We start from the raw sequence: 25,927 nt of genomic DNA on the forward strand, positions 1-25,927 counted from the left end.
GACTACGCGACCCGCCCTGCAGGCCCTCGGACCGCCGGATCTTGACCACACGGCGGTTGTAGTAGGCCGAGCCGGCGCCGTCGTGCAGGGACTGGTTGTCGTCCAGCAGCAGCTGGGTGGCCGGCGCCTGGTCGTCGACGGGCGGGGCGGGGATATCGGCCACCTGCACCCATTTGGCCGGCGGGCCGTAGCTGGGCTTCTCGTCGGCCCAGGCGGCTCCCGACAAGACCAACACCGACACCGCGGCCAACACCGCCACTTTCAAAGCCCGCACGCCACGCCTCCCAACACAACCTCAGGAGTTGTGGCAGGCTTTCGCGCAAAAGAAAACGGCGGCCGGATCGCTCCGGCCGCCGCTGACTTCAGTCCCAATGAAGGGACGAAGACTATTCCTTGGGGGTGGCGCGCTCGCGCAGAGCCGCGCCCAGGATGTCGCCCAGCGAAGCGCCGGAGTCCGACGAGCCGAACTGCTCGATGGCTTCCTTCTCTTCGGCCATTTCCAGCGACTTGATCGACAGCGACACGCGGCGAGCCGCCTTGTCGATGTTGGTGATCTGAGCGTCGACGCGGTCACCCACGGCGAAGCGCTCGGGGCGCTGTTCCTGACGATCGCGCGACAGGTCCGACTTGCGGATGAAGGCCGACATCGGCGCGTCGTCTTCACCGAAGCGCACTTCGATGCCGCCCGTGGTGACTTCCGTCACGGTCACGGTCACGGTCTGGTTCTTGCGGTAGGTGTCGCCCGACATCGGGTCGCCGCCCAGCTGCTTGATACCCAGCGAGATGCGTTCCTTCTCGATGTCGACGTCGAGAACCTTCGCCTTGACCATGTCACCCTTCTTGTAGCGGGCCATGGCTTCTTCGCCCGGAGCGCTCCAGTCGATGTCCGACAGGTGCACCATGCCGTCGATGTCGTTGTCGAGGCCGACGAACAGACCGAATTCGGTCGCGTTCTTGACTTCGCCTTCGACGGTCGAACCGACCGGGTGAGCTTCCAGGAAGGCTTCCCACGGGTTGGCCAGGGCTTGCTTCAGGCCCAGCGACACGCGGCGCTTCGACGGATCGACGTCCAGCACCACCACGTCGACTTCTTGCGAGGTCGAGACGATCTTGCCGGGGTGGACGTTCTTCTTGGTCCACGACATTTCCGAGACGTGCACCAGGCCTTCGACGCCGGCTTCCAGCTCCACGAAGGCGCCGTAGTCGGTGATGTTGGTGATGCGGCCCGTGAACTTGGCGCCGACCGGGTACTTGGCTTCAACGCCATCCCACGGATCCGACTGCAGCTGCTTCATGCCGAGGCTGATGCGCTGGGTGTCCGGGTTGATCTTGACGATCTGGACCTTCACGGTGTCGCCCACGGCGAGCACTTGGCTCGGGTGGTTGACGCGCTTCCAGCTCATGTCGGTGACGTGCAGCAGGCCGTCGATGCCGCCCAGGTCGACGAACGCACCGTAGTCGGTGATGTTCTTGACGACGCCTTCGCGGATTTCACCCTCTTGCAGCTGCGACACCAGTTCGGTGCGCTGCTCGGCGCGGGCTTCTTCCAGGATGGCGCGACGCGAGACGACGATGTTGCCGCGCGGACGGTCCATCTTGAGGATGGCGAAGGGCTGTTCCTTGCCCATCAGCGGGCCGACGTCGCGGACCGGACGGATGTCGACTTGCGAGCCCGGCAGGAAGGCCGAGGCGCCGCCCAGGTCGACGGTGAAGCCACCCTTCACGCGGCCGACGATGGCGCCCATGACGGGTTCGTTCTTGGCGTAGACGCCTTCCAGACGGGTCCAGGCCTCTTCGCGCTTGGCCTTTTCGCGGCTGATGACCGCTTCGCCGAGGGCGTTTTCCAGGCGTTCCAGGAACACCTCGACCGAGTCGCCCACCTTGATGATGGCCTTGCCGGCTTCGTCGACGCCGAATTCCTTCATCAAAATACGACCTTCGGTCTTCAGACCGACGTCGATGATGGCGAAGTCCTTTTCGATCCCGACGACCAGACCCTTGACGACGGTGCCTTCCGCGAAATCGCGGCCGCCCATCGAGTCGTTAAGCAGCGCTTCGAAATCGTCGCGCGTCGGGTTGAAGCTCATATCGTCAGCCATGCTGATGTTTAGTCTCTAGGTTGGGGGAAGCCCTATGGTGAGCGCCGCCGGAAAGCGGTTCTCGGGATTCCGGATGAAGTGGTTTTCTGCGGGTCCCGCGCGCGTTCCTAGCGGGCGGCGAGGCGGGCGGTGGATTAGCCCGGGAGGTTTCCCGACCGGGCGCGCGCCGTCTCGACGATACGGCGGGCCGCATCGAAGGCCTGCTCTATAGTCATTTTCGACGTATCGAGCAAGATGGCGTCGGCCGCCTGTGTCATGGGCGCGTCCTTGCGGCCGCCGTCGCGCGCGTCGCGCTTGCGGATGTCGGCCAGAATTTCCTCGAAGGTGACGCTTTCGCCCTGGCCGACCAGCTGTTTCCAGCGGCGATCGGCGCGCACCTCCGGACTGGCGGTGACGTACAGCTTGGCCGGGGCGTCGGGGGCGATGACCGTGCCGATGTCGCGGCCGTCCAGCACCGCGCCGGGCTCGCGGGCCGCGAAGGCGCGCTGCAGGTCGAACAGGGCCGCGCGGACGCCGGGGTGCACGGCGCAGCGGCTGGCGGCCTCGCCGGCGGCGCGGGTGCGGACCTGCGGCTTCTCCAGCTCGGCCAGGTCGAGACCGCGCGCCGAGGCCTCGGCAGTCACGGGGTCGTCCAGGTCGCCGGCGGTCGCCAGGATGCGCACGCCGACGGCGCGGTACAGCAGGCCGGTGTCCAGCATCGGCAGGCCGTAGGCCGCCGCCAGGCGCGCGGCGATGGTGCCCTTGCCCGAGGCGGCCGGCCCGTCGACGGCGATCACGAAGCCCATGGCTAAGCCTCGGTCAGCGTTGCGCCCAGGCCGCGCATCAGGTCGGGGAAGCCGGGGAAGCTGGTGGCGATCATGCCCGGCTCGTCCACGGCCACCGCGTTCTGGGCGGCCATGCCCAGGATCAGGTGGCTCATGGCGATCCGATGGTCGCCGTGGGTCTCGACCGTCGCGCCGCCGCGCGGCGGCTGGCCGGTCCCGTGGACGATGAAGCCTTCCGGCTCCTCCTCGACGTCGACGCCGCAGGCCTCGAGGCCGGCCGCCGTCAGGGCGATCCGGTCGCTTTCCTTGACCCGCATCTCGCYGATGCCGCGCATCACCGTGTCGCCCTCGGCGAAGGCGGCCGCGACGGCCAAGATCGGATATTCGTCGATCATCGACGGCGCGCGCTCGGGCGGCACGACCACGCCCTTGAGTTTCGAGTAGCGGGCGGTGATGTCGCCGACCTCCTCGCCGCTGGCCACGCGACGATTCGAGATGACCAGGTCGGCGCCCATCTCCTGCAAGGTCGTGAACAGGCCGGTGCGCAGGTCGTTGAGCATCACGCCCTCGACCGTCACCTCGGATCCGGGGACCAGCAGGCCCGCCACCAGCGGGAAGGCGGCCGAGGACGGGTCGCCGGGCACGGCGACGTGCGTGCCGGTCAGCTTCTGCCCTTCGGGCAGCCGCACGTGGCGGACGGTCTTGTCGCCGACCTCGCGGTCCTCGACCAGCACCTCGGCCCCGAAGGCGCGTAGCATGCGTTCGGTGTGGTCGCGGGTGGCTTCGGGCTCGATCACCTCGACGCCGCCCTCGGCGTGCAGCCCGGCCAGCAGCACGGCCGACTTCACCTGGGCCGAGGCCATCGGCAGGGTGTAGTTCAGGCCGCGCAGATTGCCGCCCTTCAGGGTCAAGGGCAGGCGCCCCCGGTCGCGGCCCATCCAGGTCGCGCCCATCTTGGCCAGCGGCTCCAGCACCCGGCCCATCGGGCGGCCGCGCAGCGAGGCGTCGCCGGTGAAGGTCGAACACATGGCGAAGCCCGCCGCCGCGCCCATGATCAGGCGCACGCCGGTGCCGGCGTTGCCGCAGTCGATCACGTCGGCCGGCTCTTCGAAGCCGCCCTTGCCCTCGATCCGCCAGCGTCCGCCGCCCTCCTGCTCGACCCGCGCGCCGAAGGCCCGCATGGCCCGCGCGGTGGCGAGAACGTCGTCGCCTTCGAGAAGGCCCTCGACCGTCGTCGTCCCGGTCGCCAGCGCGCCCAGGATCATCGATCGGTGTGAAATGGATTTGTCGCCCGGAGCGCGAACAGTCCCTCGCAGAGCGCCTCCCGGGGCGCTCCTCAATCCAGCCGCCGTCATGCCGAAACCGGCTCCTCAAAGATACAGGTGGTTGCGCGAAGGGGATTGCTTTTGACAGCGGGCTCTCGCCATGGCAAGTGACCGGCCGCTTTTCCCATCCGGATCAAAGGGTCGCCAATTGGCCAATCCCGAATTGGGCGCAAAACAAATTTGCCCCAACTGCCAATCCAAATTCTACGACCTCGGTCGCCGTCCGGCCGTTTGCCCCAAGTGCGGTGAGTCGTTCGACCCGGAAGAGGCGCTGAAGTCGCGCCGCGTCCGGGCTCGCTCGATCACGCCGGACTATGACGCCGAGGACGAGAAGCCCGCCCCCGCTCCCAAGGACGAGGACGGCTTCGAGGACGAGGTCGATGAAACGCCGGAAATCGACAAGGTCGAGCCGGACGTCATCGAAACCGAGGACGAAGACGTCGATCCCGGCGCGCCGGCCCCCGCGGGCGGTGACGACCTGGGCGTCGACTTCGCCGAGGACGAAGACCTCGCCGAGGACGAAGCCGACGACGTTCCGTTCCTGGAGGACGAGGACGACGACGACATCCTCGAGGACGAGATCGAGGGTCTGCCCGGCGAGGGCGAAGAAGACTGATCCATTGGATCTGTCTCTGTGACGACCGGTTTCGGGCTTACTGAAACCGGTCGTCCACAGGGGTTTTTCGGGGTGCGACATTTTTCTCGAAAAAACTTCGAGAAGAGGCTTGATCCCAAAAAAATCCCGGACTAGGTTCCGCGCCTCTTCGGGGAGCGACACCAGTCGAAACGCCGAAGAGACCAAGGATTTCCGAGAGTTACCGCAAGGTTCCCTCCGAAAAATTTGGGGCTATAGCTCAGCTGGTAGAGCGCTTGAATGGCATTCAAGAGGTCAGCGGTTCGACTCCGCTTAGCTCCACCATCAAGGCCCGGACGGAAACGTCCGGGCCTTGTCCATTTCTGGACCTAAGCTTCCCCCTCCTCTTGAACCCTCAGGCCGCGGTCGCCATTTCTGGATCCGTGTCGTGGGGACCTTCGCCGATCCTCGGGTTTGTCTCCGCGAACGAAGTCGCTTGAGCGAGGACTTCGCGATGACCCGGACGATCCTGTTCGACAGCCCCTTCCTGCTGGGCTTCGAACACACCCGAGACCTGATCGAGCGCGCCGCCAAGGCCGCCTCGGAAAGCTATCCGCCCTACAATGTCGAGCAATCCGACAACGGCGGCGTGCGCATCACCCTGGCCGTGGCGGGCTTCTCGCCCGACCAGCTGCAGGTGACCATCGAGGGCGGCCAGCTGATCGTGGCCGGCAAGCGCGACGCCGACGGCCGCTCGGAGGCCGAGCGCGCCTTCTTGCACCGCGGCATCGCCGCCAGGGGTTTCGTTCGCACCTTTGTCCTCGCCGAGGGGATGGAAGTGACCGCCGCGACCCTGGAGCACGGCCTCCTGCATATCGACCTGGCGCGCCCCGAACCCGAGCGCCTGGTTAAAAAGATTCCCATTCGCAGCGCGGGCTGAACGGCCGCGCGGAACCTGTCCCTTCCCGCACGGCGCTGAACCGGCCGGGAAACGGCGCGTTCCCTCACCAAGGAGGTGGTCATCATGACGCCTAACACCCACCGCAGCCCGCTCTTCACGAGCGAAGCCTTCGCGGCCCTCGGCGCGCCGGACCTCGTCTATGTCCGCCCGATCAAGGCGGCCGAGATCCTCGCGGACGTCCCGGAAGGCGTGGAGGACTTCAGCCTGTCGCCGGATCAGACACTGTACGCCGTGTGCCGCGCCGACGGCGCCCGCCTGGCCGTCATGATCGACCGCGACACGGCGATCGCCGCCGCCCTGGCCCACGAACTGGCGCCGGTGTCGGTCCACTAGCTGTGAGTAAGGCGGAGGGCCCTAGCCGGCCCTCCAGAGCCCCAGAAGGGGCTATGCCGCCGTGCTGGTCGCTTCGTGCGTCAGCAGGACGTGGATAGCGTCGGCCGACCGCGCCTGGCGCAGGGCCGACCGCGTCTCGGGCTGGCGCATCATCCGCGCCACGCGGGCCAAGGCCCGCAAATGTTGTGCATTGGCCTCGCGCGGGGCGAACAGCGCCACCAGCAGATCCACCGGCTTGTCGTCGAGAGCGTCGAACGCCACCGGCGTGTCCAGGCGCACCAGCACCGCGCGGACGCGATCCAGCCCGTCCAGGCGCGCGTGCGGCAGGGCCACGCCCTCGCCCACGCCGGTCGAGCCGGCCGCCTCGCGCTCGACGAGCCCCTCCAGCGCGACGTCGGCGTCGACGCCTAGAACCCGGGCGGCGACGTCGGCGACCATGGAAAGAGCCTGGCGCTTACCCGGCGCGGAGACGCGCAGCGCCACCGCTCCCGGATCGAGAAGATCGCCGATGGTCATGGACTTCCAACGCTCGCTCATTGTCGACCGCCTTGGCGCCGTCGCCGCGGATCCGCCGACGACGCCACCCACCATGCCATGGTCAGGTTAGCTCGCGGTTGACCCGTGCCCGTTCAGCGACTTCGTGCGTTCGGGGTCGATCCAGCCGATATTCCCGTCTGGACGCCGGTAGACCACGGACAATCCGCCGTGGGCGGCGTTCCTAAACACGATTGCCGGGTACGCGGTCAAGTCCAGTTCCATGACAGCCATGGAAACAGTCATGGTCTTCACGGCCGCCTGGGTCTCCGCGATGACCATCGCCGCGGGCGCGCCCGTCGGGTGGTCGGCGTCGGCTTCCCAGTCGTGTTCCTCGCCTTCGTCGATCTCCGGCGCCCGGAGGACGAACATGGCGGCGTTCTCGACCTGCTTGGCCGTGGCCGCCGCCGAGTGGCTCTTCAGCCGCCTCTTGTATCGTCGAATCCGGGTGTCGATCTTGGCCAAGGCCGCGTCGAACGCCGCGTGCGCGTCGCCTCCCGATCCGTGGCTGATGAGTTGCTGACCCGAAGCCAGCTTTACCGAGCAATCGACACGGAAGGCATAGCCGTCCTTGCTGACCACGACCTCGGCTGCGCCGCCTCGGTCGAAGTATTTCCCAATGCTCAGGGCGATTTCGTCGGAGACTCGCGCTCGCAGAGCCTCGCCAACGTCGACATGCTTGCCGGAAACTTGGACTTGCATGCGCTAACAACGCGCCTGTCCGAGACGGGTGTCAAGCGGCGCCAGCGGTCCTTGCGACGTCGTCAGACGAGGCCTGAAAAAACACTCAAAAGCTTGCGGACGGCCATGATCACGACATGGGCGCTGACGAATAATAGGGCCCCGCTTCCGAGGGCCATCAGGTAGCCCAGGAGGGCCAGGACGCCGTCGCGCTGGAGCAGCGCCAGGGCCAGGACGGCGACCGTCGCGCCGGGCGCCAGATTGCCCAGCGGGATGGGCAGGACCAGCACCAGGGCCAGCAGGGTGCAGACCACGCCGATCGCCCGCTCGCCCAGCGGTGCGAACATTGGCCGCAGCCTGGGACGGGTGATCAGCTCCATGCTGCGGACGATCGGGGCCAGGCGCCGGAACAGGCCGCGCAGGTCGTCGCGCTTCAGGGGCTTCTCGATCAGGCCGCGCGGCAGCCACGGCGTGTCGGCCCCCATGGCGATCTGCGGCGCCAGGAACAGGATCGGCAGCGACAGCACCGTCGAGGAGCCTGGCGGCAGGGGCAGGGTGTTGAGCAGGCCGAAAACCAGCAGCATGGCCCCGAAGGCCCGGCTGTCGAACGCCTCCAGCATCTCTCCGACGGTCAGAACGGGGCTGGCGTCCTCGCCGAACCCCTCGATCACGTCCGCCAGACTCTTCTCGATCATCAAAACCTCGTCACGGCCCGCTCAGGAACGCGCGAGGGGCGCTTTTGGCGCTCAGACCGCTTCCTTCATCAAGCGGCGACGCTCGACCGAGGAGGGGATCCGCATGGCCTCGCGGTACTTGGCCACGGTCCGGCGGGCGATGTCGACCCCGGCAGCCTTGAGAATTTCGACAATGGCGTCGTCGGAATGGACATCGACCTCGGTTCTCTCGGCGTCAACCAGGCCCTTGATCTTGTGACGGACGCTGGCGGCCGAGTGCGCCTCGCCGCCTTCCGACGACTGGATGGCCGAGGTGAAGAAGAATTTCAGCTCGAACACGCCGCGCGTCGTGGCGATGTACTTGTTCGAGGTGACCCGGCTGACCGTGCTCTCGTGCATGCCGATGGCGTCGGCCACCGTCTTCAGGTTCAGCGGCCGCAGGTGCTCGACCCCGAACGCCAGGAAGCCGTCCTGCTGGCGTACGATCTCGCTGGAGACCTTCAGGATGGTCTTGGCGCGCTGGTCCAAGCTCTTCACCAGCCAGTTGGCCGTGGCCATGCAGTCCGAGACGAAGGTCTTTTCCTGATCGGTGCGCGCGCCCTTGGAAATGCGGGCGTGGTAACGCTGGTCGACCAGCACGCGCGGCAGGGTGTCGGTGTTCAGCTCGACATGCCACATGCCGCCCAGGCCCTCGCGGACCATGACGTCGGGCACCAGGGTCTCGGCCGGCTCGGTATGATAGACCGCGCCCGGGCGGGGCGACAGCGCGCGGATCTCGGCGACCATGTCGCGCAGATCCTCGTCGTCCACGCTACAGAGGCGGCGCAGGGCGGCCATGTCGCGCTTGGCCAGCAGCTCGAGATTGTCGAGCAGGGCGGCCATGCACGGGTCGTAGCGGTTCAGGTCCTTCAGCTGCAGCGCCAGGCACTCGCGGACGTCGCGGGCGAAGACGCCGGCGGGCTCGAAGCCCTGCAGGACCGTGAGGGTTTCCTCGACCATCTCCAGCTTGCAGCCCAGGCGGGCCGCCAGCTCAACGACGTCGAGGCGCAGGTAGCCGCCCTCGTCGACGGCGTCGATCAGGATCTCGGCGATGGCGTTGCGCGCCGGCGAGAGCGCGGCTTGAACCAGTTGGGCGCGCAGGTGCGCGGCCAGGGTCGGGGTGTCGGTCAGGGCGCGTTCGTAGCTGTCGTCGCCCTCGAACGAGCCGCCGCCGCCGGCCCGCGACCAGTCGATCTGGCCGCCGGCGTGTTCGGCGCCCTGGTCGGCTTCGGCGCCGTCGCCGGTGGCGCGTTCGCCGGGCGAGACGTCGTCCGCCGGCGCGTCCATCTCGCGGCCCGCCGTGGTGTCGGCCACCGCGTCGAGCTGGGTCTGGCTGGCGGCGCGTTCGGCCTCGACCTCACCAGCGGGCTCGGACTCGCCTTCGTCACGGTGCAGGAGCGGGTTACGCTCCAGCTCCGCCTCGACGAAGGCGTCGAGCTCGATGTTCGACAACTGCAGCAGCTTGATAGCCTGCTGCAGCTGCGGGGTGATGACGAGGCCCTGGCCCTGCCGGAGCTCTAGTCGATGGCTGAGCGCCAATGCGCCCTCCTGACAAATCGAACAACTTCGATCGCCATTGAAGGGCGGTTCTGGTTAACGGGAGGCGAACACTTGCAATTATCGGGCCGGTGCGACCGAGTGTCCCGAAAAACCGCGTTTCGATCCGGCCAGCCCTTGCGGGACAAGGGCTTGGCGCGCGCGGAAGCCGGCGAAAGGCCCTTCGGCCCCTCGCCAAACATGCTTAACCGCCGAGGCGCGGCTCCGAGAAGCTGTCGCCAAGGTAGACGCGCTTGACCTCAGGGTTGTCGACGATCTCGCGCGGCGAGCCCTCGAACAGCACCTCGCCAGCGTGAATGATCGAGGCGCGGTCGATGATGTCCAGCGTCTCGCGCACGTTGTGGTCGGTGATCAGGATGCCGATGCCGCGGCTCTTGAGATAGCCGACCACCTCGCGGATGTCGGCGATCGCCAGCGGGTCGATGCCGGCGAACGGTTCGTCCAGCAGCATGAACGACGGCTCGCTCGCCAGGGCGCGGGCGATTTCCACGCGACGCCGCTCGCCGCCCGACAGGGCCACGGCCGGCGACTTGCGGATGTGGGTGATGCGCAGCTCTTCCAGGATGCTGGTCACCTGCTCGCGGGCCTTGCGCGGATCCTTCTGGCGCATCTCGACCACGGCCATGACGTTCTGCTCGACCGTCATGCCCCGGAAGATCGAGGCTTCCTGCGGCAGATAGCCGACGCCGAGGCGGGCGCGCTGGAACATCGGCTGGGCGGTGATGTTCTCGCCGTCCAGGTAGATCGCGCCGTAGTCGGCGGCGATCAGGCCGGTGATCATGTAGAAGCAGGTCGTCTTGCCGGCGCCGTTCGGGCCGAGCAGGCCGGCGACTTCGCCGCGCTTCAGCCGCAGCGAGACGTTCTTGACGACCGGACGGTCGCCGAACGACTTGCCCACGGAATCGACGAACAGGCCGTCCATGTCGTTGGGGGTCAGGGTCATAAAGGGGTCCTAGCGCTGGGCGGGCTGTTCGGCCGCGGCCGGCGCGTCGGAGGTCTTCTTGTTGTCGTCCTGATAGAACACCGCGCGCACCCGGCGCGGCGCGGTCCGCCCCGGGGTGCTGGATTCCAGCTTGGCGTCATTGGTCTTGGTGTTGACGGTCAGACGGTCGCCCCGCGCCACGTCCTTGCCCTTGACCAGCACCACGTCGCCGGTGACCACGGCGATGTTGTTGTCGAAGGTGTAGACCGCACGATCGCCGCGGGCCTGCTGCTGGTCGCTGACCAGGTACACATTGCCTTCGGCTTCCATCCGCTGGGCGTTGCCGCAGGCATTGGCGTTGTCGGTCGCGGCGCCAGCCTTGCGGGCGCTGTACACCGTCACCTGCTTGGCCCGCATGCGCGAGCGGTTCTGCAGGATCTCCACGTTGCCGCGGAAGATAGTGATGCACTTGCTGTTGATCGTTTCCTGCTGGTCAGCGGACACGTCGATCGGCGCGCTCGAGTCGCCTTGTTGGGCGTAGGCCGCGCCGCCGGCCCCAATCCCTGACAAGATCAACGCGGTCGCCGCCGCAGCCGTCCATCGCTTCATCAGAACCATGTCCTCATCCGTCGCCGCTCGCGGCTTACGCGAACCTGCGCCATTTGTCTTCACTACTGCCGTTCGAACCGCGCGCGAACCCCGCCGCGGAAGACGATGCGATCGCCCTTGTCATATACGGAGTAAGCGCGAGATTGCACCTGTCCGCTGGGACCTTCGCCATTCATCGTGCTCTCGCCCGAGACGTTTCCGGTCTTGGTGTCCACGAAGGACTCCTCCGACGCGAAGCGGTAACCGGTGCCATCGTCCAGTCGGACATCGTCCTTCAGGTTCAGGCCGAAATTGTCCTGCCGATAAACGCCGTGCTTGGCGGTCATCCGCGTGGGCGTCGGCGAGCCGAGATCAAGGGTCAGAGCCGGGTCCTCCAGGATGATCCGGCGCGGATCGTTGTCATCGCGGATCGCCGACCGCGCGGTGATCATGAAGCTGCGGCCGTCGGTCGACTGGCCGTAGAAGCGCGGCGTGATCAGGCGTATCTCGGTCTTGGCCTCGGCCGGCGGATGGGTGGCGGACATGTAGGTGCGCCAGCCGACCTGTGAGGCCACGATCAGCAGCAGGATCGCGATCGCGGCCGGCAGGACGATGCGCGCGGCCAGCACCCGGCGCGAGCGGCGGCGCCAGCGCGCGAGGTCGGCGCTTATCGCTCGTCCGGTCATGACCGCGGTGGGGTGCATCCGCTTTCCGTCAGGTGTGCGCGAAGATGTCGACCTCCTCCCAGCCGGCCAGGTCGAGCGAGGCGCGGTGGGGGAGGTAGTCGAAGGCGGCCTGGGCGTGGGCCATGCGGCCCTCGCGTTCCAGCATGATGTTCAGCTTTTCGCGCAGGGCGTGCAGGTGCAGCACGTCCGAGGCAGCGTAGGCCACCTGCTCGGCGCTCAGAGCGGCCGCGCCCCAGTCCGACGACTGCTGGGCCTTGGACAGCTCTACGCTCAGCAACTCGCGCGTCACGTCCTTCAGGCCGTGGCGGTCGGTGTAGGTGCGAGCCAGCTTAGAGGCGATCTTGGTGCAGTAGACGGGTGCGGTCACGACTCCCAGATGGAGTTCGAACATGGCGATATCAAAGCGGCCGAAGTGAAAAAGCTTCAGCACGCCCGGATCGGTCAGCAGAGCCTTGAGATTGGGGCAGTCGTAGGCCGGGCGCCTCAGGCGCACCACGTGGGCGTCGCCGTCGCCCGACGACAGCTGGACCACGCACAGCGGGTCGCGACCCAGGCGCAGGCCCATGGTCTCGGAATCGATCGCGATGATGCTCGCCCCGGCGAACGCGCCGTCGGGCAGGTCGCCCTCGTGAACAAAATTGGCCAAGTCTCAGAAATCTCCGGCTCGGGTTCGCCCGCGACGCGTCGAACCACGCGCCTGATATAGGCGCGCGTCACTTATACTCACGATGAACGGGATATCTATCCGTTGGAAGTTTGGCCGTTGGGAAGTTCGGCGCCACCCCGCTTCTTAAAAGAAGCTCTGTAAGGGTGGTGCCCAGGAGAGGACTCGAACCTCCACGACCTTTCGGTCACTGGCACCTGAAGCCAGCGCGTCTACCAATTCCGCCACCTGGGCCCGCGGTAGCAACCGTTAGGTCGCCGCGAGGCCGGGACGTTTAGGGAAAGCCTCCGGCCGCGTCAACAGCCAAAAATCGACAAATCGTGATTTCGTTGCGAACAAGGCCGTGGTCGTCTAATCCCCGCGTTTATCGCGGTGGCGTCATCGCATGCGACGAGGAATGAAGATGCAGGGTCTTGTCACGGTGTTCGGCGGCACGGGTTTCGTGGGCGGCCAGGTCGTGCGCGCTCTGGCCAAGGCGGGCCACCGGGTGCGGGTGGCCGTGCGCCAGCCCAATCTGGCCTATCGCATGCGCATGCTGGGTGACGTCGGCCAGATCGAGGTGGTCCAGGCCAATGTCCGCAATCCCGCTTCGGTCGCCCGCGCCCTGGACGGCGCCGAGGCCTGCGTGAACCTGGTCGGCGTGCTCTGGGAGAGCGGCCGTCAGAAGTTCCAGTCCCTGCACGTCATGGGCGCCAAGACCGTGGCCGAGACGGCCAGCCAGCTCGGCGTCAAGCATCTGGTCCACGTCAGCGCCCTGGGCGCCAAGGCGACTTCGGACTCGAAATATTTCCGCACCAAGGCCGAGGGCGAGGCCGCCGTGCGCGCCGCCTTCCCGGGTGCGACGATCGTTCGGCCCTCGCTGGTGTTCGGCGTCGACGACAAGTTCTTCAACAAGTTCGCCCAGATCGCGGCCCTGGCTCCGGTCGTGCCGCTGGTCGGCGGCGAAACGCGCGTGCAGCCGGTGTTTGTCGGCGACGTCGCCGCCGTGATCGCCAAGGCCGCCGCCAGCCCCGCTGCCGTCGGCGTGACCTACGAGCTGGGCGGCCCGACCGTCTATACGATGCGCGAGATCCTGCGGTTGGTGCTGACCGAGACCGGCCGCGACCGGCCGCTGGCCCCGCTGCCGTGGCCGATCGCCTCGCTGCTCGGCTCGGTGGGCGATATCCTGGCCGGGATCGTCCCGTGGGCCCCGCCGGTGACCTCCGACCAGGTCGAGATGCTGAAGAGCGACAACGTCGCCGACGGCGGCCTGCCTGGCCTGGCCGAGGCCGGCGTGATCCCGACCGCCGTCGAGGCCGTGGTCCCGACCTATCTCTACCGCTTCCGCAAGGGCGGCCAGTACGCCGAGACCCCGGCGGGGGCGTTCTAGGATGCTTGTTCCCCTCTCCCCTTGCGGGAGAGGGTGGCCCGCGCAGCGGGTCGGGTGAGGGGTTGAAAACAGAAACCGCCGCGACCGGCCTTTCGGCTAGTCGCGGCGGTTTTCGTTTGTGCGACCCCTCATCCGTCGCCTGACGGCGACACCTTCTCCCGCAAGGGGAGAAGGAAACTTCAATGCCGCAGGTACAGCACCGCCAGGCCGCCGATGCCGACGACGATCCGCCACCAGGCGAACGGCGCGAAGCCGCGCTTGCCGACGAAGTCGAGCATGTACTTCACCACCACCAGGCCCGACAGGAACGAGACGACGAAGCCGATCGCCACGATGCCGACATGGCCGGCGTCCAGGGCGTCGCGGTTCTTGTAGACGTCCAAGGCGAAGGCCCCGACCATGATCGGGATCGCCATGAAGAAGCTGAACTCGGCCGCGGCCCGCCGCTCGATGCCGAACAGCATCGAGCCGACGATGGTCGAGCCCGAGCGCGACACGCCCGGCACCAGCGACAGGCACTGGAACAGGCCGACGATCAGCGCCTTGTGCAGCGGCAGGTCCATGGCGTCGTGATCGACGGCCGGCGGGGCCTTCCTGTCGATGAACAGCAGGATGACGCCCCCGATCAGCAGCGACCAGCAGATGATCAGCGGGCTCTCGAACAGGAACTTCTTGATCACGTCGTGCAGCAGCAGACCCGCGACGAAGGCCGGCGCGACGGCGATGATGACGCTGAGCGCGAACCGCCGCGCCTCGGGCCGGCTCGGCAGGCCGATCAGCACCTTCCACAGCTTCTGGAAGTAGAGGGCGACCACCGCCAGGATGGCGCCCAGCTGGATCAGCACGATGAAGGTGTCCCAGGAGGGATCCTTCAGCCCCATCAGCTCCTTGGTCAGCAACAAGTGGCCGGTCGAGGAGACGGGTATGAACTCCGTCAGCCCCTCGACCAGACCCAGAATGATAGCGCTCAACCAATCAGGCATTGTTCGGCTCCAAACCCCGCCCTGGCGTGCGCCCTATAGGGTAAATAGGTCGTAAATCCACAAAGTGGACTAATTTGACTGACTGTTGCGAGTCGATCTCAATGACCACACCCTTAACAGGGCGATATAAGTCTATATTTTTGACCAACACATTCTTATTGCCCCAAAGAGTCCGTATTAGGCCCGCCTGAGCAATTTTTCTCCCGTGACGGGGATGAGGGAAGTCGCATGGCCGAGCGCATGCTGAAATTCACGACGGTGGCCCGCAAGACGCCTGAAAAGCGTGCGGCGGCCGAGCGTTCTGGCGACTTCCACGAGATCTACGCCGACTTCATCGACGCCAAGGCCAACGAGCAGGCCTCGCGTTGCTCGCAATGTGGCGTGCCGTTCTGTCAGACGCACTGCCCGCTGCACAACAACATCCCCGACTGGCTGCGGATGACGGCCGAGGGCCGCCTGGAAGAAGCCTACCAGCTGTCCCAGGCGACCAATTCCATGCCGGAAGTCTGCGGCAGGATCTGCCCCCAGGATCGTCTGTGCGAAGGCAACTGCGTCATAGAGCAGTCAGGTCACGGCACCGTGACGATCGGCTCGGTCGAACGCTACCTGACCGACAAGGCCTGGGAGATGGGCTGGGTGAAGCCGCTGGTCGCCGGTTCGGCGCGCGGCCAGTCGATCGGCGTCGTCGGCGCCGGCCCCGCCGGCCTGGCCGCCGCCGAGAAGCTGCGCGAGGACGGCTATGACGTCACTGTCTACGACCGCCACGACCGCGCCGGCGGCCTGCTGATCTACGGCATCCCCGGCTTCAAGCTGGAGAAGGATGTCGTCGAGCGCCGCACCCAGCGCCTGGCCGACGGCGGCGTCGCGTTCAAGCTGGGCTTCGAGGTCGGCAAGGACGCCACCCTGGAAGACCTGCGCGCCAAGCACGACGCGGTGCTGATCGCCGTCGGCGTCTACGCCGCGCGCGACCTGACCGTGCCCGGCGGCGGCAGCAAGGGCGTCGCGCCCGCGCTCGACTACCTGATCGCCTCCAACCGCGTGGGTCTTGGCGACGCCGTGCCGGCTTACGAGTCGGGCGAACTGAACGCCGAGGGCAAGGACGTCGTCGTGGTCGGCGGCGGCGACACCGCCATGGACTGCGTGCGCACCGCCATCCGCCAGGGCGCGACCTCGGTCACCTGCCTCTATCGCCGCGACAAGGCCAACATGCCCGGCTCGATGCGCGAGGTTTCAAACGCCGAGGAAGAAGGCGTCACCTTCGAATGGCTGGCCGCCCCCCGCGCCCTGTCGGGCGAGGCCGAGGCCGTCACTGGCGTGCGCGCCATCCGCATGCGCCTGGGCGCGCCCGACGCTTCGGGCCGCCAGAGCCCCGAGGAAATCCCCGGCGGCGACTTCGACCGCCCGGCCCAGCTGGTGCTGAAGGCTCTCGGCTTCGAGCCTGAAAACCTGCCGGAAGCCTGGTCGGCGCCGGACCTGAAGGTCACGCGCTGGGGCACGGTCAAGGCCGACGTCCGCAACCAGATGACCAATCTCGACGGCGTGTTCGCCGCCGGCGACATCGTCCGCGGCGCCTCGCTGGTCGTCTGGGCGATCAAGGACGGCCGCGACGCCGCCGACGCCATCCACCGTTACCTGCAGGCCAAGGTCGGCGCCTCCGCGCTGATCGCGGCGGAATAAGAGAGAGGACCAAGACCATGGACCAGATGGACCTCTATCTGAAGAACCGCCAGGCCCTGATCGACGGCCACGCCTATGACCCGTCGACCGAGCGCGACGCCTGCGGCGTCGGCCTGATCTGCGCCATCGACGGCAAGCCGCGCCGCGAGGTCGTCGAGCTGGCGATCAAGGCCCTAAAGGCGCTGTGGCACCGGGGCGCGGTGGACGCGGACGGCCGCACCGGCGACGGCGCCGGCGTGCTGGTCAGCGTCCCGCAGGACTTCTTCGTCGACCAGGTGCGCCGCACGGGCCACGCCTTGCGCTCGGGCCCGGTCGCCGTCGGCCAGATCTTCCTGCCGCGCACCGACCTGGGCGCCCAGGAGGCCTGCCGCACGATCGTCGAGGCCGAGGCCCTGCGGTTCGGCTTCTACATCTATGGCTGGCGCCAGGTGCCGGTCGACACCTCGGTGATCGGCGAGAAGGCCAACGCCACCCGTCCGGAAATCGAGCAGATCATGCTGGCCGGTCCGGCCGGCCTGGAAGGCGAGGCGCTGGAGCGCGCCCTGTTCCTGTGCCGCAAGCGCATCGAAAAGCGCGTCCACGCCCAGAACATCTCGGACTTCTATATCTGCTCGTTCTCGGCCAAGTCGCTGATCTACAAGGGCATGTTCCTCGCCGAGCACATCGACGAGTTCTATCCCGACCTGAAAGACGACCGCTTCGCCGCCGCGGTGGCGATCTTCCACCAGCGCTATTCGACCAACACCTTCCCGCAATGGCGCCTGGCCCAGCCCTTCCGGATGCTCGCCCACAACGGCGAGATCAACACCATCAAGGGCAACGTCAACTGGATGAAGTCCCACGAGATCAAGATGGCCGCCCAGGCCTTCGGTGAGTTCGGGGACGACGTGAAGCCGGTGATCCAGCCGGGCGGCTCGGACAGCGCCAACCTCGACAACACCTTCGAGGTGCTGGTGCGCGCCGGCCGTGACGCGCCGATGGCCAAGGCCCTGCTGGTGCCGGAAGCCTCCAACCCGAAGATGAAGGACGCCCACAAGGCGCTCTACTCGTACTGCAACGCCGTGATGGAGCCGTGGGACGGCCCGGCCGCCCTGTGCGCCACCGACGGCCGCTGGGTCGTGGCTGGCAAGGACCGCTCGGGCCTGCGTCCGCTGCGCGTGGCCTATACCGACGACGGCCTGGTGATCATGGGCTCGGAAGCCGGCATGTGCGGCGTCGACGAAGCCCGCATCACCCGCAAGCTGGCTATCTCGCCTGGCCGGATGATCGCGATCGATCTGGCCGAGGGCCGCCTCTACGGCGAGAACGAGATCATCGACGAACTGGCCGACCGCCACCCCTACACCGAGTGGCTGGGCAACATGGTCGATCTCGAAAAGGAGATCGGCCCGGGCCCCGAGCCGCGCAAGTTCGGTCGCGAGGAGCTGACGCGCCGCCAGGCCGCCGCCGGCTACAGCCTCGAGGACATCGAGATGGTCCTCGCCCCCATGGTCGAGGAAGGCAAGGAAGCCGTCGGCTCGATGGGCGACGACACGCCGCTGGCGGTGCTGTCGGAGAAGTACCGTCCGCTGAGCCACTACTTCCGCCAGAACTTCAGCCAGGTGACCAACCCGCCGATCGACCCCCTGCGGGAAACGGGCGTCATGAGCCTGAAGACCCGCTTCAAGAACCTGGGCAACATCCTGGCTCAGGACGCCGCGCAAGCGGATGTGTACGTGCTGGAAAGCCCCGTGCTGACCACCGGCATGTACGAGCGGATCCACGGCCTGCTGGGCGAGAAGAACGTCGCGGTCATCGACTGCACCATGCCCCTGCCCGCGCCCGAGGCCCGGGGCGGCGACGCCCTGCGCGCCAACCTCGACCGCATCCGCGCCGACGCCGAAGACGCCGTCCTGCGCGGTTGCGGCGCCATCGTCCTGACCGACGAGGCTTCGGCCGAGGGCCGCGTCGGCCTGCCGATGATCCTGGCCACCGGCGGCGTCCACGCCCATCTGGTCGCCAAGGGCCTGCGCTCGTACGTGTCGATCGTCGTCCGCTCGGCCGAGTGCCTGGACACCCACTATTTCGCGGTGCTGGTTGGCGTCGGCGCCACGGCGGTCAACGCCTACCTGGCCCAGGAGAGCTTCCAGGACCGCCTGGAGCGCGGCCTGGTCGGCGAGAAGTCGCTGCGCGACGTCTGCATCAACTTCAAGACGGCCATCGAGGGCGGCCTCTTAAAGATCATCTCCAAGATGGGCATCAGCGTCATCTCCTCGTACCGCGGCGGCTACAACTTCGAAGCCGTCGGCCTGTCGCGCGCCCTGGCCGCCGAGTTCTTCCCCGGCATGCCCTCGCGCATCTCGGGCATCGGCCTGGCCGGCATCGAGAGCAAGACGGTCGAGCTGCACCGCAAGGCCTGGGGGACGGCCGCCGTCACCCTGCCGGTCGGCGGCCTGTACAAGGCCCGCCGCTCGGGCGAGGCCCACGCCTTCGAAGCGCGCCTTATGCACACCCTGCAGACGGCCTGCGACACCGGCGACTATGAGCTGTATCGCCGCTGGTCCAACGGCCTGCGCACCCAGAAGCCGATCCAGCTGCGCGACTTGCTGGACTGGCGTTCGGACCGCAACCCGATCTCGACCGACGACGTCGAGAGCGTCAACGAGATCCGCAAGCGCTTCGTCACGCCCGGCATGAGCCTGGGAGCCCTCAGCCCCGAGGCCCACGGCGCCCTGAACATCGCCATGAACCGCATCGGCGCCCGCTCGGTCTCGGGCGAGGGTGGCGAGGACAGCGCGCGCTACAAGCCCCTGCCGAACGGCGACAACCCCAACAGCGCCATCAAGCAGGTGGCCTCGGGCCGGTTCGGCGTCACCGCCGAATATCTGAACCAGTGCGTCGAGCTGGAGATCAAGGTCGCCCAGGGCGCCAAGCCCGGCGAGGGCGGTCAGCTGCCCGGCTTCAAGGTCACCGAGATGATCGCCCGCCTGCGTCACTCGACACCCGGCGTGATGCTGATCAGCCCGCCGCCGCACCACGACATCTATTCGATCGAGGACCTGGCCCAGCTCATCTACGACCTGAAGCAGATCAACCCGATCGCCCGGGTGACCGTAAAGCTGGTCGCGGCCACGGGCATCGGCGCGATCGCGGCCGGCGTCGCCAAGGCCAAGGCCGACGTGATCCTGGTCGCCGGCGGCGTCGGCGGCACGGGCGCCTCGCCGCAGACCTCGGTGAAGTATGCCGGCGGTCCGTGGGAGATGGGCCTGTCGGAAGCCAACCAGGTGCTGACCCTGAACAACCTGCGCCACTCCGTGGTCCTGCGGGCCGACGGCGGCATGCGCACGGGCCGCGACATCGTCATCGCCGCCATGATGGGCGCCGAGGAGTTCGGCATCGGCACCGCCTCGCTGGTGGCGATGGGCTGCATCATGGTGCGCCAGTGCCACTCCAACACCTGCCCGGTCGGGGTCTGCACCCAGGACGAGGCCCTGCGCGCCAAATTCACCGGCACGCCGGACAAGGTCATCAACCTGTTCACCTTCGTGGCCGAGGAAGTCCGCGAGATTCTGGCGGGCCTGGGCTTCAAGAGCCTGCTGGAAATCGTCGGCCGCACCGACCTACTGGCCCAGGTCAGCCGCGGCGGCGAACACCTCGACGACCTCGACCTGAACCCGCTGCTGGTCCGCGCCGATCCGGGCGCCAACAAGCCGTACAACACGGTCGTCGGCCGCAACGCGGTGCCCGACACCTTGGACGCCCAGATCGTCCGCGACGCCGCCCCGCTGCTGGAACGCGGCGAGAAGATGCAGCTGACCTACACGGTCCGCAGCACCGCCCGCACCATCGGCACGCGCACGTCCAGCCACATCGTCCGCAAGTTCGGTATGAAGGGCCTGCCCGCCGGCCACCTGACCGTCCAGCTCAAGGGCTCGGCCGGCCAGAGCCTGGGCGCCTTCGCGGTCCAGGGCCTGCGCATCGAACTGACCGGCGAGGCCAACGACTATGTCGGCAAGGGCCTGTCGGGCGCGACGATCGTGATCCGGCCGGCGCGTGGCCTGGCGGCCCCGGAGACCAACACCCTGATCGGCAACACCGTGCTGTTCGGCGCCACCTCGGGCCGGCTGTTCGCGGCGGGCCAGGCGGGTGAACGCTTCGCGGTCCGCAACTCGGGCGCCACCACGGTGGTCGAGGGCTGCGGCGCCAACGGCTGCGAGTACATGACCGGCGGCCAGGTGGTGATCCTGGGCCCGACGGGCGGCAACTTCGGCGCGGGCATGACCGGCGGCATGGCCTTCGTGCTCGACCAGCACGACCGGTTCCAGGAGAACATCAATCCCGACAGCATCGTCGTGCAGCGCCTGGCCTCGCCCTATTGGGAAGGCGTGCTGCGCTCGCTGATCGCCGAGCACGCCCGCGAGACGGACTCGGTGTTCGCCGAGACCCTGCTGCGCGACTGGGATCGGGTCCGCGACCAGTTCTGGCAGGTCTGCCCGAAGGAAATGATCAACCGCCTGCCCCAGCCGCTCGCGGCCGAGGAAGCGGTGCACGAACGGGCCTAGGCACTGTTCCCTCTCCCCTTGTGGGAGAGGGTGGCCCACGCAGTGGGTCGGGTGAGGGGTTGAAGAACAGAACCGCCGCGACAGCCTCACCGCTCGTCACGGCGGTTCTGTTTGCGCGACCCCTCATCCGTCAGCCTTCGGCCGACACCTTCTCCCGCAAGGGGAGAGGGAAGTTCACGCCGCCGCCTTGGCCTCCAAGACCTTGAACGTCGCCCTTGCCCGGGCCACCGCGACCCCGTCCGCGCGCACCGTCGCCTCGGCGAAGCAGATCGAGCGGCCCAGCTTGACGAAGTCGGTGTCGAACTCGAGCCATTGGCCCAGCTTGGCCGCGCCCAGATAGTCGAGCGTCAGGGACACGGTGACGAGGCCGCCGGCCGGCTGGCGCGCAGCGGCCAGGTTCACGCCCAGCGACAGGCCCATGGCGTTGTCGGCCAAGGCGGCCAGGAAGCCGCCGTGCGGCATGCCCCGTGAATTGCAGTGCGCCTCCCGCACGCGCGCGCCCAGCACCAGGCGGTCCGGCGTGGGTTTGGCGTAGAGCGGCTCCCACGGATCGGTCAGCGGGCTCTTGCGCGCGTGGGGACCGAAGCCCTCGGGGATCTCGTCCATGACCGCCTCGCATCGATTTCAAACAGATGTTTTAATCTAGCATCGTCCGCCCTCTTGCGCGAGGGGGTCGCGGCGGCTTGGTTAGGACGTCGGTTGAACGAACGGAGGCCGCTCGACATTCCATGTCCATGCGCGCCTTCGCTCATCTGTTGGATCGCCTGTCGCTGACGGCCTCGCGCAACGCCAAGCTGACCCTGATCGAGGACCATCTGCGCCAGACGCCGGACCCCGATCGCGGCTACGCCCTGGCGGCCCTGACCGGCGCGCTGTCGTTCAACGCCGCCAAGCCGGCCTTCATTCGCAAGGCGGTCGAGGCGCGAATGGACGCCCAGCTGTTCGCCTGGTCCTACGACTATGTCGGCGACCTGGCCGAGACCGTCGCCCTGGTCTGGCCGGCCAAGCCTGGCGCCAACCGCCCGCCGGAACTGTCCGAGGTCATCGAGGCCTTGCATTCAGCCTCGCGGACCGAGGTCCAGAGGCTGATCGAGAGTTGGCTGGACGCCCTGGATCCCGACGGCCGCTGGGCGCTGCTGAAGTTGATGACCGGCGGCCTGCGGGTGGGCGTCTCGTCGCGCCTGGCCAAACAGGCCTGCGCCAACTTCGGCGGGGTCGAGATCGGCGAGATCGAGGAGGTCTGGCACGCGATGGCGCCGCCCTATGGCGACCTGTTCGCCTGGCTGGAGGGACGATCGGAACGCCCCTCGCCCGACGCGCCGGGGCGCTTCCGACCGGTGATGCTGGCCCAGCCGATCGACGAGGCGGTCGATTTCGCCAAGCTCGATCCCGGCGACTACGTGGCCGAATGGAAGTGGGACGGCATCCGGGTCCAGGCGGTCAGCGAACGCGGCGAACGGCGGCTCTACACCCGCACCGGCGACGACATCTCGGCCAGCTTCCCGGACGTGGTCGAGGCGCTGGATTTCGAGGGCGCGATCGACGGCGAACTTCTGGTCCTGCGCGGCGGCGCCCTGGCCCCGTTCGGCGACCTGCAGCAGCGGCTGAACCGCAAGACCGTCGACGCCAAGCAGCTGGCGAGCTTCCCGGCCGGGATCCGCGCCTACGACCTGATGCTGGATGGCGAGGAGGACCTGCGCGGCCTGCCCTTCGTTGAACGCCGTGCGCGGCTGGAGGCGTTCGTGGCTCGGCTGAAGACGACGCGGATCGACCTCTCGCCGCTGCAGCCGTTCGGCTCGTGGGAAGAGTTGGCCGGCCTGCGCCTGGACCCGCCCGAGGGCGACGCGCGCCTCTCCGAAGGCCTGATGCTGAAGCGCCGCGACAGCGTCTACGAACCCGGCCGCCCCAAGGGTCCATGGTTCAAGTGGAAGCGCGACCCGCACCTGATCGACGCGGTGCTGATGTACGCCCAGCGCGGCCACGGCAAGCGGTCCAGCTTCTATTCCGACTACACCTTCGGCGTCTGGCGCGAGGACGAGGAGGGCCGGCGCAGCCTGACCCCGGTCGGCAAGGCCTATTTCGGCTTCACCGACGAGGAGCTGAAGCTGATCGACAAGTTCGTCCGCGACCACACGATCGAGCGCTTCGGCCCGGTGCGCTCGGTGCGGGCCGACCAGGAGTTCGGCCTGGTGTTCGAGGTCGCGTTCGAGGGCCTGCAGCGCTCGACCCGCCACAAGTCCGGCGTGGCCATGCGCTTCCCGCGCATCAATCGCATCCGCTGGGACAAGCCCTCGCGGGAAGCCGACGCGCTGGCGACGCTGGAGGCGATGCTCGACTAGTGCGCCGCCGCCGGGGCGGGCGAGGCCGAACCCGTCTGGAACAGCTTGCCCTTCTCGGTGGCCAGCACCATCAGCAGGCCGGCCAGGCCGAAACCCGTGAAACCCAGGGTCAGCGGCACCGTGGTGCCGTCGAAGAGCTGGCCGATGACGAACCCGCACAAGGCCCCGCCGATCGTGGTGATGAAGCCCTGGATCGAGGCGGCCGCGCCCGCGACATGGCCCAGCGGCTCCATGGCGATGGCCCCGAAGTTCGACATGACCAGGCCGAAGCAGAACATCATGCCGGCTTGCATCAGGGAGAAGGTCCACAGGGTTTCGTGGCCGCTCATCGCGATCACGGCGTGGACGGCGGCGAAGCCGATGAAGCCGATCAGCGCCCAGTGCGAGACCTTGCGCATGCCGAGTCGTTCCACGATCCGCGAGTTCAGCAGCGACGAGACGGCCATGGCCCCCGCGATGCCGGCGAAGATCAGCGGGAAGATGTCGCCCGCGCCCAGCACGTCGACGAACACCTGCTGGGCCGAATTGAGGAAGCCGAACAGGCCGCTCAACACCAGGGCCGCGGCCAGGGTGTAGCCCATGGCGATGCGGTCGGTGAGCGCGATCTTGAAGGCCGAGGTGACGCCCGCCACCGAGATCGGGATGCGGTCCTGGGGATTCTGGGTCTCGGGCAGCTTGATCGCGGCCCAGGCGATGACGATCAAACCGAAGATCGACAGGATCCCGAAGATCCAGCGCCACGAGGCGAACAGCATGACCGCCTGGCCCAGCGACGGCGCGATCACCGGCGTGGCCAGGAAGACGATGAAGGCCAGCGACATCACCCGCGCCATCTGCCGGCCGGCGTAGCAGTCGCGGACGATCGACACCGCCAGCACCCGGGTCGAGGCCGCGCCCAGGCCGGTGAGGAACCGGGCGATCAGCAGCATCTCGAACGAGGTCGAGAAGGCGCAGAGGGCGGCGAACAGGGTGTAGAGCGTCAGTCCGACCATCAGCACCGGCTTGCGGCCATAGCGGTCGGCCAGCGAGCCATAGGCCAGCTGGGCGACGCCGAAGCCGAGCAGGTAGGAGGTGATCACCCACTGGCGAGCGTTCGGATCATGGATCCCCAACGCCTCGCCGATATGCGGCAACGCCGGCAGCATCGAGTCGATGGCCAGGGCGTTGGTGGCCATCATCGCCGCGATCAGGGCGACGAACTGGCCAAAGCCCATGCCGGGATGCGGCGAGGGAGCGGTGTCGGACATGGGTTTTCTCGCGCGGGCTGACGCCCCAGCCACGAGACGCATATGCGCGGCATATAGGGCCTGAGGCGCGAGACGCCAGACCTTAACGGTGCAATCAGCCGTTGAAGGCCCGAATCGCGTCGATGATCTTCGTCTGGTCGGCCTCGCCCAGATACGGATGCATCGGCAGGGCCAGCACGGTCCGCGCCTTGGCCTCGGTCACCGGTAGGCCGCCGGCGCCGCGCGGGAAATGGGCGTAGGGCGCCTGCACGTGCATCGGCACGGGATAGTAGACGGCCGTCGGGATCCCTTGGGTCTTCAGGTGCGCGGCCAGACCGTCGCGATCCGAATGCTCGATCACATATTGCGCCCAGACGGAGACCCCGCCCGCGATCACCGTCGGGGTCGACAGCACCGCGCCCTTCAGACCCTGGGCATAGCGGTCGGCCACGACTTGGCGCAGCGCGATCTCCTCGGCGAACAGGGCCAGCTTCTCGATCAGGATCGCCGCCTGGATGGTGTCGAGACGCGAATTCATGCCGATGCGGGTGTTCAGGTACTTGGGGTCGTGGTCGAAGGTCTTGCCCTCGAGGTCTGGACCCACCGCCTTGCCGTGGACGCGATAGCTGTCCATCAGGTCCCACAGGACGGGGTCATTGGTCAGCACCGCGCCGCCGTCGCCGTAGCAGCCCAGCGGCTTGGCCGGGAAGAAGCTGGTGGTGGCGACGTCGGCCCAGTGCAGCGGATGCTTGCCGTCCAGCGTGCAGCCGAAGCCCTGGGCGCTGTCGGCGATCAGCTTCAGGCCTTCGCGGTCGCAGATGGCCTTGATGGCCGGATAGTCAGCCGGCTGGCCGAACAGGTCGACGGCGATCACCACCTTCGGCGTCAGGCGTCCCTCGGCCTTCACCGCGGCGATGGCGGCGTCCAGCTTAATCGGGTCGAGATTGTAGGTGTCGGGCAGCACGTCGACGAACACCGGGGTCGCGTCGACCCACGGCACGACTTCCGGTGTCGCGGCGAAGGTGAACGACGGGCAGAACACCGCGTCGCCCCGGCCCACGCCCCAGGCCATCAGCGGCAGCGCGATGGCGTCGGTGCCGTTGGCGCAGGACAGGGCCAGCTTGGCCTGGCCGAACTCGGCGAGCTTGGCCTCGAACTCGCGGACCTGCGGACCCATGACATAGGCGCCGCTGTCGAGCACCTTGGCGATGGCGGCGTCGATCTTGTCGCGGATCCTGCGCTGCTGCGCGGCGAGGTCGATGAAGGACATGCTCATGGGCGCTCGCTCTAGTGTCGGTTGATGACGATTTCGAGCCAATTGATGTAACCGACTGTTTCCCGCCTCGAAATGCGCGAAGCGGAACGGTTGGTTCGCCTTGTCGTTGACCGAT

General features: G+C 67.6%; 21 protein-coding genes, 2 tRNA genes and 3 pseudogenes. 8 read left to right on the top strand and 18 right to left on the bottom strand.

Translation table 11 applies throughout. The features are described 5' to 3' along the window. The 4 genes and pseudogenes from AC1DSO_RS06075 to aroA all read right to left on the bottom strand — a co-directional run. Positions 1–274: pseudogene (locus tag AC1DSO_RS06075) on the bottom strand (DUF3857 domain-containing protein); the annotation flags it as partial. Between the two features lie 112 nt (positions 275–386). Beyond that, a complete protein-coding gene (gene rpsA / locus AC1DSO_RS06080; RefSeq protein WP_477067997.1) occupies positions 387–2,099 on the bottom strand; it encodes a 30S ribosomal protein S1 in 1,713 nt (570 codons plus the stop codon). Positions 2,100–2,233: 134 nt separating this feature from the next. Next, positions 2,234–2,884, bottom strand: a complete 651-nt coding sequence (gene cmk / locus AC1DSO_RS06085) for a (d)CMP kinase (RefSeq protein ID WP_477067998.1) — start codon at positions 2,882–2,884, stop codon at positions 2,234–2,236. Positions 2,885–2,886: 2 nt separating this feature from the next. Further along, on the bottom strand, positions 2,887–4,218 hold the full coding sequence (gene aroA, locus AC1DSO_RS06090; RefSeq protein ID WP_477067999.1) for a 3-phosphoshikimate 1-carboxyvinyltransferase: 1,332 nt from the start codon (positions 4,216–4,218) through the stop codon (positions 2,887–2,889). A 118-nt stretch (positions 4,219–4,336) separates the two neighbouring features. Here aroA and AC1DSO_RS06095 point away from each other — a divergent pair, with 118 nt between their 5' ends. The 4 genes from AC1DSO_RS06095 to AC1DSO_RS06110 all read left to right on the top strand — a co-directional run bounded on the left by AC1DSO_RS06095 (position 4,337) and on the right by AC1DSO_RS06110 (position 6,056). Then, positions 4,337–4,804, top strand: a complete 468-nt coding sequence (locus AC1DSO_RS06095; protein WP_477068000.1) for a TIGR02300 family protein — start codon at positions 4,337–4,339, stop codon at positions 4,802–4,804. A gap of 227 nt (positions 4,805–5,031) precedes the next feature. Then, a tRNA-Ala gene (locus AC1DSO_RS06100) sits at positions 5,032–5,107 on the top strand. A gap of 169 nt (positions 5,108–5,276) precedes the next feature. Further along, positions 5,277–5,702, top strand: coding sequence for an Hsp20 family protein (locus AC1DSO_RS06105; RefSeq protein WP_477068001.1), 426 nt, complete (start codon positions 5,277–5,279; stop codon positions 5,700–5,702). Between the two features lie 84 nt (positions 5,703–5,786). Continuing rightward, on the top strand, positions 5,787–6,056 hold the full coding sequence (locus tag AC1DSO_RS06110; protein ID WP_477068002.1) for a DUF1150 family protein: 270 nt from the start codon (positions 5,787–5,789) through the stop codon (positions 6,054–6,056). Positions 6,057–6,107: 51 nt separating this feature from the next. Here the strand turns inward: AC1DSO_RS06110 and ptsN are convergent, their stop codons facing one another. The 9 genes and pseudogenes from ptsN to AC1DSO_RS06155 form a co-directional block, all read right to left on the bottom strand. Further along, entirely contained in the window at positions 6,108–6,572 is a 465-nt protein-coding gene (gene ptsN / locus AC1DSO_RS06115) for a PTS IIA-like nitrogen regulatory protein PtsN (RefSeq protein ID WP_477068067.1), read from the bottom strand. Positions 6,573–6,659: 87 nt separating this feature from the next. After that, positions 6,660–7,292 (bottom strand): ribosome hibernation-promoting factor, HPF/YfiA family, encoded by a 633-nt coding sequence (hpf, locus tag AC1DSO_RS06120; protein ID WP_477068003.1) that lies wholly within the window; start codon positions 7,290–7,292, stop codon positions 6,660–6,662. 62 nt (positions 7,293–7,354) lie between these two features. Then, positions 7,355–7,969, bottom strand: coding sequence for an exopolysaccharide biosynthesis protein (locus tag AC1DSO_RS06125; RefSeq protein ID WP_056053976.1), 615 nt, complete (start codon positions 7,967–7,969; stop codon positions 7,355–7,357). A gap of 48 nt (positions 7,970–8,017) precedes the next feature. After that, positions 8,018–9,523: an RNA polymerase factor sigma-54 gene (gene rpoN / locus AC1DSO_RS06130; protein WP_477068004.1), complete on the bottom strand. Its 1,506-nt coding sequence runs from the start codon at positions 9,521–9,523 to the stop codon at positions 8,018–8,020. Positions 9,524–9,725: 202 nt separating this feature from the next. Next, the gene (gene lptB / locus AC1DSO_RS06135) at positions 9,726–10,484 is read right to left on the bottom strand and encodes an LPS export ABC transporter ATP-binding protein (RefSeq protein ID WP_047403892.1); all 759 of its coding nucleotides are present in this window, start codon (positions 10,482–10,484) and stop codon (positions 9,726–9,728) included. A 9-nt stretch (positions 10,485–10,493) separates the two neighbouring features. Further along, a complete protein-coding gene (locus AC1DSO_RS06140) occupies positions 10,494–11,072 on the bottom strand; it encodes an LptA/OstA family protein (RefSeq protein ID WP_477068005.1) in 579 nt (192 codons plus the stop codon). Positions 11,073–11,134: 62 nt separating this feature from the next. Further along, positions 11,135–11,799: pseudogene (gene lptC, locus AC1DSO_RS06145) on the bottom strand (LPS export ABC transporter periplasmic protein LptC). Beyond that, on the bottom strand, positions 11,766–12,383 hold the full coding sequence (locus tag AC1DSO_RS06150; RefSeq protein ID WP_477068006.1) for a ribonuclease D: 618 nt from the start codon (positions 12,381–12,383) through the stop codon (positions 11,766–11,768). The pseudogene lptC and the gene AC1DSO_RS06150 overlap by 34 nt, the downstream one beginning before the upstream one ends. A gap of 165 nt (positions 12,384–12,548) precedes the next feature. Then, positions 12,549–12,635: transfer RNA gene (locus AC1DSO_RS06155), tRNA-Leu, on the bottom strand. Between the two features lie 169 nt (positions 12,636–12,804). On the opposite strand from AC1DSO_RS06155, the gene AC1DSO_RS06160 reads away from it, so the two are divergent. After that, a complete protein-coding gene (locus tag AC1DSO_RS06160) occupies positions 12,805–13,770 on the top strand; it encodes a complex I NDUFA9 subunit family protein (RefSeq protein ID WP_477068007.1) in 966 nt (321 codons plus the stop codon). A 10-nt stretch (positions 13,771–13,780) separates the two neighbouring features. Here the strand turns inward: AC1DSO_RS06160 and AC1DSO_RS06165 are convergent. Both AC1DSO_RS06165 and AC1DSO_RS06170 read right to left on the bottom strand, forming a co-directional pair. Continuing rightward, positions 13,781–13,934, bottom strand: a pseudogene (locus tag AC1DSO_RS06165) (hypothetical protein); the annotation flags it as partial. A 15-nt stretch (positions 13,935–13,949) separates the two neighbouring features. Next, positions 13,950–14,753 (bottom strand): undecaprenyl-diphosphate phosphatase, encoded by an 804-nt coding sequence (locus AC1DSO_RS06170; protein ID WP_477068008.1) that lies wholly within the window; start codon positions 14,751–14,753, stop codon positions 13,950–13,952. A gap of 228 nt (positions 14,754–14,981) precedes the next feature. Between AC1DSO_RS06170 and AC1DSO_RS06175 the strand changes: the two genes are divergently transcribed. Both AC1DSO_RS06175 and gltB read left to right on the top strand, forming a co-directional pair. Next, positions 14,982–16,430 (top strand): NAD(P)-dependent oxidoreductase, encoded by a 1,449-nt coding sequence (locus AC1DSO_RS06175; protein ID WP_477068009.1) that lies wholly within the window; start codon positions 14,982–14,984, stop codon positions 16,428–16,430. Between the two features lie 17 nt (positions 16,431–16,447). Beyond that, positions 16,448–20,971 (top strand): glutamate synthase large subunit, encoded by a 4,524-nt coding sequence (gene gltB, locus AC1DSO_RS06180; RefSeq protein WP_477068010.1) that lies wholly within the window; start codon positions 16,448–16,450, stop codon positions 20,969–20,971. A gap of 174 nt (positions 20,972–21,145) precedes the next feature. Here the strand turns inward: gltB and AC1DSO_RS06185 are convergent, their stop codons facing one another. Further along, positions 21,146–21,577 carry a PaaI family thioesterase gene (locus tag AC1DSO_RS06185; protein ID WP_477068011.1) on the bottom strand — a complete coding sequence of 144 codons (432 nt, stop codon included), beginning with the start codon at positions 21,575–21,577 and terminating at the stop codon, positions 21,146–21,148. Positions 21,578–21,699: 122 nt separating this feature from the next. Here AC1DSO_RS06185 and AC1DSO_RS06190 point away from each other — a divergent pair, with 122 nt between their 5' ends. Next, positions 21,700–23,310, top strand: coding sequence for a cisplatin damage response ATP-dependent DNA ligase (locus tag AC1DSO_RS06190; RefSeq protein WP_477068012.1), 1,611 nt, complete (start codon positions 21,700–21,702; stop codon positions 23,308–23,310). Here the strand turns inward: AC1DSO_RS06190 and AC1DSO_RS06195 are convergent. Both AC1DSO_RS06195 and AC1DSO_RS06200 read right to left on the bottom strand, forming a co-directional pair. Beyond that, entirely contained in the window at positions 23,307–24,557 is a 1,251-nt protein-coding gene (locus tag AC1DSO_RS06195; protein WP_477068013.1) for a multidrug effflux MFS transporter, read from the bottom strand. The two genes, AC1DSO_RS06190 and AC1DSO_RS06195, sit on opposite strands and share 4 nt — an antisense overlap. A gap of 94 nt (positions 24,558–24,651) precedes the next feature. After that, positions 24,652–25,812, bottom strand: coding sequence for a DegT/DnrJ/EryC1/StrS family aminotransferase (locus AC1DSO_RS06200; protein WP_477068014.1), 1,161 nt, complete (start codon positions 25,810–25,812; stop codon positions 24,652–24,654). Positions 25,813–25,927 lie beyond the last annotated feature (115 nt).

Source organism: Caulobacter sp. P4_E5 (genome assembly GCF_056401555.1).

What these genes read in the sequence shown, in the direction of transcription:
- rpsA (WP_477067997.1), bottom strand. Translation starts at nt 2,099, where the DNA reads ATGGCTGACGATATGAGCTTCAACCCGACGCGCGACGATTTCGAAGCG.
- cmk (WP_477067998.1), bottom strand. Translation starts at nt 2,884, where the DNA reads ATGGGCTTCGTGATCGCCGTCGACGGGCCGGCCGCCTCGGGCAAGGGC.
- AC1DSO_RS06105 (WP_477068001.1), top strand. Translation starts at nt 5,277, where the DNA reads ATGACCCGGACGATCCTGTTCGACAGCCCCTTCCTGCTGGGCTTCGAA.
- AC1DSO_RS06110 (WP_477068002.1), top strand. Translation starts at nt 5,787, where the DNA reads ATGACGCCTAACACCCACCGCAGCCCGCTCTTCACGAGCGAAGCCTTC.
- ptsN (WP_477068067.1), bottom strand. Translation starts at nt 6,572, where the DNA reads ATGACCATCGGCGATCTTCTCGATCCGGGAGCGGTGGCGCTGCGCGTC.
- hpf (WP_477068003.1), bottom strand. Translation starts at nt 7,292, where the DNA reads ATGCAAGTCCAAGTTTCCGGCAAGCATGTCGACGTTGGCGAGGCTCTG.
- lptB (WP_047403892.1), bottom strand. Translation starts at nt 10,484, where the DNA reads ATGACCCTGACCCCCAACGACATGGACGGCCTGTTCGTCGATTCCGTG.
- AC1DSO_RS06140 (WP_477068005.1), bottom strand. Translation starts at nt 11,072, where the DNA reads ATGAAGCGATGGACGGCTGCGGCGGCGACCGCGTTGATCTTGTCAGGG.
- AC1DSO_RS06160 (WP_477068007.1), top strand. Translation starts at nt 12,805, where the DNA reads ATGCAGGGTCTTGTCACGGTGTTCGGCGGCACGGGTTTCGTGGGCGGC.
- AC1DSO_RS06170 (WP_477068008.1), bottom strand. Translation starts at nt 14,753, where the DNA reads ATGCCTGATTGGTTGAGCGCTATCATTCTGGGTCTGGTCGAGGGGCTG.
- AC1DSO_RS06175 (WP_477068009.1), top strand. Translation starts at nt 14,982, where the DNA reads ATGGCCGAGCGCATGCTGAAATTCACGACGGTGGCCCGCAAGACGCCT.
- gltB (WP_477068010.1), top strand. Translation starts at nt 16,448, where the DNA reads ATGGACCAGATGGACCTCTATCTGAAGAACCGCCAGGCCCTGATCGAC.
- AC1DSO_RS06185 (WP_477068011.1), bottom strand. Translation starts at nt 21,577, where the DNA reads ATGGACGAGATCCCCGAGGGCTTCGGTCCCCACGCGCGCAAGAGCCCG.
- AC1DSO_RS06190 (WP_477068012.1), top strand. Translation starts at nt 21,700, where the DNA reads ATGTCCATGCGCGCCTTCGCTCATCTGTTGGATCGCCTGTCGCTGACG.
- AC1DSO_RS06195 (WP_477068013.1), bottom strand. Translation starts at nt 24,557, where the DNA reads ATGTCCGACACCGCTCCCTCGCCGCATCCCGGCATGGGCTTTGGCCAG.
- AC1DSO_RS06200 (WP_477068014.1), bottom strand. Translation starts at nt 25,812, where the DNA reads ATGAGCATGTCCTTCATCGACCTCGCCGCGCAGCAGCGCAGGATCCGC.